Source organism: Chrysanthemum yellows phytoplasma (genome assembly GCF_000803325.1).
In the GTDB taxonomy this organism is placed as follows: domain Bacteria; phylum Bacillota_I; class Bacilli_A; order Acholeplasmatales; family Acholeplasmataceae; genus Phytoplasma; species Phytoplasma asteris.
In genome coordinates this window covers 1-10,574 of sequence record NZ_JSWH01000092.1, presented here as the reverse complement: position 1 = coordinate 10,574, position 10,574 = coordinate 1, and the positions used below count along the sequence as shown (strand labels likewise).

Here is a 10,574-nt window from a genome sequence, read left to right as displayed (position 1 = left end):
AAATAATTAGATAATTTGTCTTTTGTATATTAGGTCGTTGATTTATATTTAATATTTAAACGTCGCTTGATAAACGTTATTAACTATATTTTATCAAAAAAAACAACAATATAATTCGTTATTTTAACCATTTTTTATGTCTTTTTGGCTTTTATTTTTTCTTTATGGGTGGGAATTAATTTTATTTTAAAACGATTATAAATTATTATTTTGATATTTTTTGGGTTATAATAAAGTCATAAGCAATTTAGTTTATTTTAGATTATTATTTATTATGTTAATTATTTTATTTATAGACAAATAGCTTTTATAATTTTAATCAGTTATCGAGTATATTGTTTTTAGCAAAACCAAAGAAATAGAAAAAATATATACTCAAAATGGTGAAAAATATTTTGTTCAAAACAATGGCGATATAGAAAATAAAAATGGCGACAAAGTATTTTTCAGAAAATGCGAGACAATAGAAAAAATAAACCGCAAAAATGGGCAAATAGAATTTTATAAAAAGAATGGCAAAATGAATAAAAAAGAATTGAAAGATGGAACTCTTATTTATTATGACGCAAAGGGAAAAAAATACAAAAATAATAAATGTAAAATTAATTCAATCTAATCGTATTCTAACCATAGAATAGATCAATATTTTTAATTACAATAAACAAATAATTCATTTGCAAATTTGCAAAATAAACTTCTATTTTCATCTAATAATATGTTATAATATTTAGGAGATTTTTTTGTATATAAAAAATTATTTATGTTCTAATTTATCTAGATGTATTGTTGTGGTTTGGGCATAATTTAATCAAAGGAGTTTTTAGTGTCTTATTTAGTTTTATACAGAAAATACAGACCACAAACTTTTGCAGATGTTGTCGGTCAAGAAATTATTATCCAAACTTTAAAAAATGCCATCAGATACCAAAAAATTAATCATTGTTATCTTTTTAGCGGCAACAAAGGTACTGGAAAAACTACTTTAGCCAAAATTTTTGCCAAAGCCATTAATTGCTTGTTGCCCAATCAAGGAGATGTGTGTTTTTCTTGTCATTATTGCCAAAACTTTACCAAAGCAAACACAGACATCACAGAAATTGATGGCGCTTCTTATAATGGGGTTGACGAAATCAGAGAATTACAGGATAAAGCCCAATACAAAGCTCACACAGGCAAATACAAAGTCTATATTATTGACGAAGTTCACGTCCTTACGCCAAACGCTTTTAACGCTTTGTTAAAAATTTTAGAAGAACCGCCCGAACATGTAGTTTTCATCTTGATTACTACCGAAATTTATAAAATCCCTGACACCATTTTTTCGCGCGCCCAAAGTTTTGCCTTTGAAAATTTGAACCTCAAAAACATCACTGCACAATTAACCAAAATTGCTGCTTTGGAAAATATGTTTATCACTGAAGATGCCATCAAAAGCATTGCTTGCCATTCGGAAGGTGGAATGCGAAACGCCCTTAGTTTGTTAGATCAGGTAAGCGCTTATCAAAATAATTTGATTACTTCAGAAGATGTTGCAAATATTAAAGGTACGGTGTCTGCCAGCATTATCAAAAAAATGTTCCAAAATCTACTAAAAAAAGAAGCGATCAAAGCATTGCAACTTTTGCACAAAGTAATTGATTCAGGCAAAAACATCGACCTTTTAATTTTAGATTTAATTGATGCTATCAAAGATTATTTAATTTGGAATGCCAAAAATAAAAAAGATTCCAAAACATCGCCACTTTCCCAAGACCAAAAAATATTATTGCTTGAAGAAACAAACCACATTGATCATTTTTTAAGAATCTTAATTAAATTACAACAAGACCTCAAAAAAAGCGATCAAAAAAAATCTTTGGTAGAAATTGCCTTTTTGCAAATATGCTCTCTACATTCTTTTCAATTTCAAGCCAATTTACAAGAAACCCAACAATTTGTAACAAATAAAACAAATATTTACAATAATGAGCAAGCATCACTTGCATTAGATGAAACAAATGCCAAAGAAAATTATGAACCAACAAAGCTTACCCAAAACAATACAGAAAAAAAAACCTTTGACAAAACAGAAAAAATCAAACTAACTAAACTTGCGTCAATAGCAAACGAAAAACCACCAAAAGCACCAAAAACAGAATATCTGCATCCAGTCCAAGATTTACAGTCTCAAAATAATTTTTCACAAAAAACACCTAACAATTCTACTACCTCCGAATTGACTCAACAAAATAACTTGCCTTCCCAAAACTCACAAGAAACCAAATCCCCAACAAAAAAAAACCCTTATTTTTCCAATTCTTCTCTTTGTGATTTGATATCATTTGCAATTAATATTTTATCTAATCAAGACGAGCCAACCAAAAACACAATAACAAATTTTTGGACAAATTTAAAAAATCGCTATTCTACTCACAGTTATTATAAAAATGTATCCGAAATTTTGGATAGAGGAAAAATAGTTGCTTTGAGTCAATCCCAACAAATGATTTTAGTTTTTGAAGATGAAGATGCCTTTGAACTTGTTTTACAAAAAAACATCAAACAAAAAGCTTTAGAAATTTTGAATAACGACACTTTTGCAATTACAGACTACATTGCTTTTTTAAAACAAGATTGGCAAGCCTTAGAAACTTTTTACAACAAAAATCATCCTCATCCAAACCAGGCATCAATTGCAAAATTCACAGCTACTTGCAATTTTGATCTTGACTTATATCAAATCAAAGCGACCCAACCAACCAAGCCTGCTATTATCCAACTAGCTTATGATTTTTTTGGTAAAGATATAGTAGAAATAATTAACTAGGAGCAAAAAATTATGAAAACACAATCTAATATGTTTGAAAAATTAAAAAAAATGCAAGAAGCAATTGAAAACGCCCAACAACAATTAGAATTACAAGAATTTATTGGCAAAGCAGGGGATGTAGAAATTGTTTTACAAGGCACCAAACAAGTCGTAGATGTTATTATTTCTCAAATTCACAGCAAAGCAATTCTCCAAGAAAGCGTTTTGTTGGCTTTTAATGCTGCTTTAAAAAAGTTAGAAAGAAAATCCAAAGAACTCATGCAAAAAGCATCTGGATATTTGATAGAATTCTAAAATTTTTACCCCCCCATATTTTGCATTTCTTTATTTTATTTAGCCCTTTTCTTTTCTTTTTATTTTATCACTTATCATTATTTCCCAAATCCCAAACATTATTACATTAAAAGGAGGTATTTTATGAAAAAAACCAAAACTCCAAAATCACTTTTGGAAACTGCTTATGACATTATGAAAAAACATCACAATCCTGTTTCAGTCTATGATTTATTAAAACAAACATTGCAAAAACACCAAATCCCAAATAACAACCCCAATGTAGCTAATCAGCTTTATTTAGACATCGCTTTGAGCGGAAAATTTGTTTTTTGTGAAGACAATCAATTAATTATTAAAGAAAATAATAAACTTTTTTGGGATAAAGATTTTTTTGAAAAAACTCAAATTTCAAACGACGAACCTCTAGACGAAGATACTAATTTACAAGAATTAGATTTTGAGGATTTCCTTTCTGACAAAGACACTGTCCAAACTGACCCTCTACAAGATGATTTGCTTGATTTAGAAGACAAACCTTCAGAAGAACAAAACAAAGACGATGACAAAATTGAAGATGATATTGTTTTAGAAGACAAAGATGATTATGAAGATCCATTAGAAGAAGAATACGAACATCTTTATGAAAAATAATTACTACTTTACAATTTGCATTTACAAACAACCAATCAATAATTATCAAGTTTTTTAAGTTCATTAATATCCTTTATTCTTGATTGATAAGGGATTTTTCCTTTTTTATTTCCCCCAACTCTAAACAACCAAAAATGGTTTAAGAAAAAACATTAGTAAAACGAGGTTAAATAATATGTTTTTAGGTTTTTACAATTATACAACTTATTTAACTTACCTAAATTTAATGAGTGGTTTTTGTGGCATTGGCTTTGGTGCTTGCGGCAAATACACTTCTGCTTTAATCTGCCTATTAATATCAGGCGTTTGTGATATGTTTGATGGTGTGGTAAGCCGAACCAAAAAAAATCGCAGTCATACAGAAAAAAGCTATGGCATTCAAATTGATTCTTTAGCCGATATAATAAGCTTTGGCGTCCTTCCTATTTTTATTAACTATTCTTTGAGTTTCAAAGGTGAAACTTCAACCCTAAAAGAAGAATTTTGGCTATTTGCACTTGTTTGGCTAGTTTGGGGCTTTTATCTTTTGGCAGCCTTAATTAGACTTGCTTATTATAATGTTTTAGCTGAAACCCAAAAATACGACTCTCAAAGCCCTTCTTATTTTACAGGTTTGCCCGTAACTGCAGCTGCTATTTTATTTCCTTTTTTATTTTTAGCTAAGTTTATTTGCAAAACTTGGGATTTCAAAAGTTTAGGATTTATCGAACAAAGACCTACTTTTTTTTGGTTTCATTTTGCCTGCATATTACTTTTAACTTTTTTATTTCTTTGTAAAAAAATCCATTTCCCCAAGCCAAAAGCCCAAACTACAATAACAATTATTTTATTATTAGCACTAAATTTTATCCTATTTATGTTGCTTAAAATCTTATTAAAATATTTGTTACCAATGGCAATTACAAAGTGAGCGATTTACAATATGAAAATAGTTAATTTAGAAGGAAAAATTATTTGTCAAGACCCAGCAAGTCGCCTGCAAAAATTTTTATACACAAACTTAGAAAAAAACTTTTGGAAAAGATGCCTTCTCAAAATTTTGATCACTAAACCTATTTCTTGGTTAGTTAATCTGTATTTTTATTCTCCTTGGTCACGCCAATACGCTTTGAAAATCATCGAACAACACCAAATTGATTTAAGCTTATTTGAAAAACAAAAATTTAGTTCTTATAATGATTTTTTTACAAGAAAATACAAAGAACTTGCTATTCCTCAAGACAACTTTGCTTTTATCAGTCCTTGTGAATCCAAATTAAGCATTTATCCTATCACCAAAAAAGCACTCTATTGCATCAAAGAAACCAATTACAGTTTAGTTGATTTGTTGCAAAATCCCACATTAGCTCAAGAATACGAGGAAGGCTATTTGCTTATTTTCCGCTTAGAACCCCATGATTATCACCGTTATCTTTTTGTAGACGAAGGTTTTTTTCAAATGTTTCCTTGCAAAATCAAAGGAAAATTACATACAGTAAATCCCATTGCCTTTGAAAGTTTTGATGTGTTTAAAACAAACACTCGCGAATATAGTATCTTACAAACCAAAAATTTTGGTAAAATAGTTCAAATAGAAGTAGGAGCCACATTGGTAGGAAAAATCCAAAATCATCCTTTGCAAACGTTTTCAAAAGGTCAAGAAAAAGGCTATTTTGATACAGGAGGTTCAACTATTATTATCTTAGTTAAAAAAAATATAGTTTCATTTGATCCTCGTATTTTAGAACACACCCAAAAAAGATATGAAACCCAAATCCCTATTTTAACTGTTATTGGTAAAAAAATAACTCCTACAAAGCCCCATCCAATCACTTATAAATCCTTCTCTGAACCCATTACACCCCAACCAAAATCAAATCAAAACTCCAATTGCACCACACAAGCCAATCATAAAGAAAGCGAAGTATAAAAACTTGAATAATAAAGATTTAAAAACCAAATTTATTTTTATTACTGGAGGAGTCGTTTCAAGCCTAGGAAAAGGCATCACTGCTGCTTCTATTGGACAAATTTTAAAAAATAGAGGTCTTAAAGTAAGTATTCAAAAACTAGATCCTTATATTAATATTGATCCTGGAACAATGAGCCCTTATCAACACGGTGAGGTCTTTGTCACTGATGATGGCGCTGAAACTGATCTTGATTTGGGTCATTATGAAAGATTTTTAGATGAAAACATGAGCAAAAAGTCAAATGTCACTGCAGGGCAAATTTATCAAAGTGTGATCAATAAAGAACGCGAAGGCAAATACTTAGGTAAAACCGTTCAAGTTATTCCACACATCACTGAAGAAATCAAACAAAAACTAATTGATGCTGCTCTTTTTCACAAATCAGATGTTGTTATTGTAGAAATTGGAGGCACCGTAGGAGACATTGAATCATCGCCTTTTTTAGAAGCCATCAGACAAGTGCGCTTTGATTTTGGTTATCACAATGTTTTGTATCTTCATACCACTTTAGTTCCTTATTTAAAAAAAGCTCAAGAAATCAAAACAAAACCTACCCAACACAGCGTTAAAGAATTGCGTGCTTTAGGAATACAACCTCAAATTTTGGTCTTACGTAGTGAAGTTCCTATCAACCAAGAAACCAAAAATAAAATTGCTGCTTTATGTGACATCAATCCACAAGCTATTTTTGAAGCCTTAGATGTTGATATTTTATATCAAATGATTCTTAACTTGCATCATCAAGGAATCGATGATTTTATTTTACAACATTTAAAACTTACTAATTTTTCAAACGCCGATTTGCAAGCCTGGCAACAACTAATTACACGCATCCAAAATTTAGAAAAAAAAGTAGTCATTGCTCTAGTGGGTAAATACATTGTTTTACATGATGCTTATTTATCAATCATAGAAGCTCTTAAACATGCTTCTTATCAATATAATTGTAAACTGGAAATTAAATGGATAGATGCTGAAAAAGTAACGCCAGACAATATTTCTTCTTTGCTTGAAGACTATGATGGTATTTTAGTTCCTTATGGTTTTGGCAATCGCGCTATTGAAGGCAAAATTTTAGCCATTAATTATGCAAGAACTAACAATATTCCTTTCTTTGGGATTTGTCTAGGTATGCAGTTAGCAGTTATTGAATATGCCCGCAATGTGCTACATTTACAAGGTGCCAATTCTTTGGAAGTTGACGAAAAGACGCCGCATCCTGTAATTACTAAAAAAATAGTTGACAGCAATTTAGGAGGAACCCTGCGATTAGGTTCTTATCCGTGCCATCTTAAAGCCAACACCAAAAGTAAAGCTATTTATAATCAAGAAATAATTTATGAAAGACATCGTCATCGTTTTGAGATGAATCCTCATTATGTTGCTTTATTTGAAAAAAATAATGATTTTGTTGTTTCTGGAATAAATCAAGAACAAAAGCTTTGTGAAATTATTGAGTTAAAAAGCCATCCTTGGTTTATTGCAGTACAATTTCATCCTGAGTTTTTGTCAAGACCATTAAAACCACATCCTTTATTTAAAGGGTTTGTTGAAGCGTCTTTATTAAATCAAAAAAATAAATAATTTATAAATGAAAAAAACTACCTTTTTAAGGTAGTTTTTTTTATATGTATAATAAAAAACACCCTTAATAAGGGTGTTTTTATTTGGTTAAATTATTAACTTTTTCTTGGAGGTTTTTGGCATTATCGTTTTTAAATAATTTTTTTATATTTGAAAAAATTGTATCATCTGCTTTATTATCGTTTTTTTTTAAATAATCATAAGAATCGTCTTTTGCTTTAACAATTTTTTCGTATAGGTCTTTTACTACTTCGTATTCATTGCTAGTTGATTCTTTATAATATGCAATTACGTTTTTATTTACTGCTTCTAAATTAGTTTTAATGCTGGCAAGTTTGGAATTAACATTGCCTTTATTTTCTTCTTTTGTTAACTTTTCAACTGAATTATACAAATTTTGAGCTGCTTGTTTTGCCCAAACTTTTTTAGGAGAAAGCCAGTTAACAGGATTAAAAGAAATATAAAAACCTAAACCTACATAAAGAGTAACAGTAATAAAAATAATGCCAGTAATCATTTTTCCTCGTTTAGTTGCTAAAAATTTCATCTTTTTAATTCCTTTACTAGTTATTTTTCATAAATAAAATAATTGAAATACTAAAAAAATAATTACATAAGTAATTATAACACATAAAAAGAGTAAGCTTGACTTTTTGTTTGCCCAAACTGAGTGTTATTTTATTTTTTTAAAAAGTTTTGCTAAGGCTTTGTCTGCTTTTTCATCGGGTATAACTGTCAAAAATTTCTTTTTGCCAAGCAAAGTGTTGATGTAAAAAACAGAGGTTTTTTTAACACAAAGAGCTTCTTCAATTGTGTTTTTAATTTCTTCATGACTAAATTCTTGGTCTTGATACCAATTTCTAACTAAGTCTAATTCGTTAGATGTAAGAGTTTGTCCTTTGTTGTGTTCTAAATATTCAATAGTTTGTTGGATTAAGGTAAGTTGGTTTTGGCGTTTGGATTCGCGAATTTGGTCTTGATAGATTTTTTCTAGCTTGGCAAAAGTGGGGTGTAGTGAAAAAACTTCAATAATTTTATGGTTTTTAGTTTCTTGGGAAAGGTCAAAAAAATCCTTTGACATTAATTGTTCTAAAATATGTTCTACTTCTTTTTTAGTGATTCCTGCTTTTTTGGCTAAGGCGTTGGACGAAAAGACGCGTTTTTTGGAAAAATCTAGTAAGAATAGCAAAATAGTTAGTTCAGGGTAGGTTAATCCTAATTTTTGGTATTCTTGAATTAACATTTTTTCTACTTGTAAAAAACCATCTTCGTAAATTTTTTGAAACATAACCATATTATTATTGAAGCTCCTTTTCTTTGCCGCCTTTGTTGTTGAGTAGGTCTTTGGGCTTGGCAACTTTTGATAATGCTTGTTGGGCTGCTTTTTGCTCAGCGGCTTTTTTAGTGCTGCCTTCACCTGTTCCTAAAAGATTTTTTTCTAAATAAACTTCTACTACAAAATTTTTAGAATGAGCAGGTCCTTGCTCTTGGACTATTTTATATTGGATAGTTTTTTTTTCTGACTGAACTATTTCTTGTAATTGAGTTTTAAAATCAATAATATAGATAGTTTTGGCTAAGTGAGGTAAGACAATATTATGAAAAACTTTTTTGGCTGTCAAATATCCTAAATCAAGATAAATAGCACCAAATAAGGCTTCAAAAGTATCTGCCATAATACTTTTAGCATTAAAATCTTTGTTTTTTTCGCCTTTGCCTAAAAGAAGATAATTTTGCAATTCAATGTTTTGAGCGTAGATGGTAAGTGACCTTTCACACACCGCTTGAGCTCTTTTTTTAGTCATAATGCCTTCGTCTTCTTTGGATTGGGAATAAAGATAGTCAGCCATAAGTAAGCCTACGATGGCATCTCCTAAAAATTCAAGTCTTTCGTTGTCTTCTTGGGGTGGGTTTTGTTCGTTAGAATAAGAGCTGTGGGTAAGAGCTTGTTTGTAAAGGGCAAGGTTTTGGGGAGTGATATTGAGGGTTTGAAAAAGAGTTTGGATGTTTTTCATAGGGGTTGGCTTTCTTTGGTGGTTTCAGAATTTTTGGGAGTTTCAGAGGTTTTGGGAGCTGTGTTTGTTGTTGATGTTTGTTTACTTTGGGTTTCTTTGTTTTTTGCACTTTCTAAGGAATGAGCAATTTTTTGATTTACTTGGGCTTTAATTAGTTTTTGAGCTTGTAAAATAGCTTGGCAAAAAGCGTAAGCTTGGGAAGAGCCGTGAGCTTTAATGACAATTTTGTTAAGTCCTAAAAGCATAGCTCCTCCAATTTGGCGTGGGTCTAGTTGGTTTTTTAATTGTTGTAGTGGTTTTTTAAATAAAGTTTTAGTGGCCATTTTTTTGATAAGATTTTTAGTAAGGATAGTTTTTAAGTGGTTCATGAAATTAAGAATTGTGCCTTCATAAGTTTTTAAGGCGATGTTGGCAGTAAATCCATCACTTAATAAAATGTCTGCTGAAGTAGTAAGAAGGTTTTGAGGTTCTTCGTTACCGCCAAAATTAAGATTGGAGTCTTGGGATAAAAGTTGGTAAGTTTCAAGTTCCAAAGCTCTTCCTTTGGTAGGCTCTGTTCCGATGTTAAGTAGTTTTATTTGGGGATTTGGAATTTCTAAAATTTCTTTGGCAATAATGGTGGCATAATTTGCAAAAGTGTGCAAATGCTGGGGTTTTAGTTCGGTGTTAGCGCCTGCATCTAACAAAATTCTTGTTCGATTATCAAAGGAATTAAACATAGGGGCAATGGCAATTCTTTGCATTAAAGGCATTTTTTTAAGAATAAGATGACTTGCTAAGACCAAAATTTGGGTAGCGCCTGCCGAAACTACTCCTTGAACCTCATCTTGTTTGGCTGCTTCAAGCGCTAAAAATAAAGAAGCGTTGGGAGTGGCTTTTAATTGGTCTCTTATATTTTTGTCGGCTGATCTTAAAAAATAAGGGGTGTGTTTGATAGTAATTTGGTTGTTGCCAAAAAAAGGAGTTTTTTCAATAAGTGGAGTTATTAATTTTTGATTGCCATATAAAACGACGTGAAGTTCTTTATTTTTATTTAAGGCAAGCAAGGTTCCTTTGACAATTTCTAATGGGGCAAAATCGCCTCCCATGGCATCTATTGCTATTTTAATCATAAAAAAGCTCCTTTCTTTTGTGTATTTTTTTTGAAATTTGATTTTGTTTTTGTTTTTTAGATTAAATTGTTTTGTTAGTAAATAAAACGTTTGAGGTTTTTTAAGTTTGGGGTTCATTAAAAAGTATTTTATTTTTACCAAATCGAAATATAGAGGCAAAAAATAAAAATAGGGC

General features: G+C 30.4%; 10 protein-coding genes. 6 read left to right on the top strand and 4 right to left on the bottom strand.

The annotated features are described in order from the left end of the window. The first annotated feature begins 823 nt into the window (after window positions 1-823). The 6 genes from dnaX (at window position 824) to OL66_RS01725 (ending at window position 7,272) form a co-directional block, all read left to right on the top strand. Entirely contained in the window at window positions 824-2,806 is a 1,983-nt protein-coding gene (gene dnaX, locus OL66_RS01750; protein ID WP_034172223.1) for a DNA polymerase III subunit gamma/tau, read from the top strand. A 12-nt stretch (window positions 2,807-2,818) separates the two neighbouring features. After that, on the top strand, window positions 2,819-3,103 hold the full coding sequence (locus OL66_RS01745) for a YbaB/EbfC family nucleoid-associated protein (protein ID WP_034172222.1): 285 nt from the start codon (window positions 2,819-2,821) through the stop codon (window positions 3,101-3,103). 123 nt (window positions 3,104-3,226) lie between these two features. Beyond that, entirely contained in the window at window positions 3,227-3,736 is a 510-nt protein-coding gene (gene rpoE, locus OL66_RS01740; protein WP_034172221.1) for a DNA-directed RNA polymerase subunit delta, read from the top strand. A gap of 175 nt (window positions 3,737-3,911) precedes the next feature. Then, entirely contained in the window at window positions 3,912-4,646 is a 735-nt protein-coding gene (locus OL66_RS01735; RefSeq protein ID WP_034172220.1) for a CDP-alcohol phosphatidyltransferase family protein, read from the top strand. Window positions 4,647-4,658: 12 nt separating this feature from the next. Beyond that, window positions 4,659-5,645: a phosphatidylserine decarboxylase gene (locus OL66_RS01730; protein ID WP_034172219.1), complete on the top strand. Its 987-nt coding sequence runs from the start codon at window positions 4,659-4,661 to the stop codon at window positions 5,643-5,645. Between the two features lie 4 nt (window positions 5,646-5,649). After that, window positions 5,650-7,272: a CTP synthase gene (locus tag OL66_RS01725; RefSeq protein WP_034172218.1), complete on the top strand. Its 1,623-nt coding sequence runs from the start codon at window positions 5,650-5,652 to the stop codon at window positions 7,270-7,272. Window positions 7,273-7,351: 79 nt separating this feature from the next. Here the strand turns inward: OL66_RS01725 and OL66_RS01720 are convergent, their stop codons facing one another. The 4 genes from OL66_RS01720 to plsX all read right to left on the bottom strand — a co-directional run bounded on the left by OL66_RS01720 (window position 7,352) and on the right by plsX (window position 10,399). Next, complete coding sequence (locus tag OL66_RS01720; protein WP_034172217.1) at window positions 7,352-7,819, bottom strand: hypothetical protein; 468 nt, start codon at window positions 7,817-7,819, stop codon at window positions 7,352-7,354. 126 nt (window positions 7,820-7,945) lie between these two features. Beyond that, on the bottom strand, window positions 7,946-8,566 hold the full coding sequence (locus OL66_RS01715) for a DnaD domain protein (protein ID WP_173401683.1): 621 nt from the start codon (window positions 8,564-8,566) through the stop codon (window positions 7,946-7,948). Between the two features lie 4 nt (window positions 8,567-8,570). After that, window positions 8,571-9,287: a ribonuclease III gene (gene rnc, locus OL66_RS01710; protein WP_034172216.1), complete on the bottom strand. Its 717-nt coding sequence runs from the start codon at window positions 9,285-9,287 to the stop codon at window positions 8,571-8,573. Continuing rightward, a complete protein-coding gene (plsX, locus tag OL66_RS01705; RefSeq protein WP_034172224.1) occupies window positions 9,284-10,399 on the bottom strand; it encodes a phosphate acyltransferase PlsX in 1,116 nt (371 codons plus the stop codon). Before plsX ends, rnc begins: the two co-directional genes overlap by 4 nt. Window positions 10,400-10,574: the final 175 nt, after the last annotated feature.

Excerpts from the sequence above, each read along its gene's own strand:
- OL66_RS01730 (WP_034172219.1), top strand. The coding sequence starts at position 4,659 with ATGAAAATAGTTAATTTAGAAGGAAAAATTATTTGTCAAGACCCAGCA.
- rpoE (WP_034172221.1), top strand. The coding sequence starts at position 3,227 with ATGAAAAAAACCAAAACTCCAAAATCACTTTTGGAAACTGCTTATGAC.
- plsX (WP_034172224.1), bottom strand. The coding sequence starts at position 10,399 with ATGATTAAAATAGCAATAGATGCCATGGGAGGCGATTTTGCCCCATTA.
- rnc (WP_034172216.1), bottom strand. The coding sequence starts at position 9,287 with ATGAAAAACATCCAAACTCTTTTTCAAACCCTCAATATCACTCCCCAA.
- OL66_RS01720 (WP_034172217.1), bottom strand. The coding sequence starts at position 7,819 with ATGAAATTTTTAGCAACTAAACGAGGAAAAATGATTACTGGCATTATT.
- OL66_RS01735 (WP_034172220.1), top strand. The coding sequence starts at position 3,912 with ATGTTTTTAGGTTTTTACAATTATACAACTTATTTAACTTACCTAAAT.
- OL66_RS01715 (WP_173401683.1), bottom strand. The coding sequence starts at position 8,566 with ATGGTTATGTTTCAAAAAATTTACGAAGATGGTTTTTTACAAGTAGAA.
- OL66_RS01745 (WP_034172222.1), top strand. The coding sequence starts at position 2,819 with ATGAAAACACAATCTAATATGTTTGAAAAATTAAAAAAAATGCAAGAA.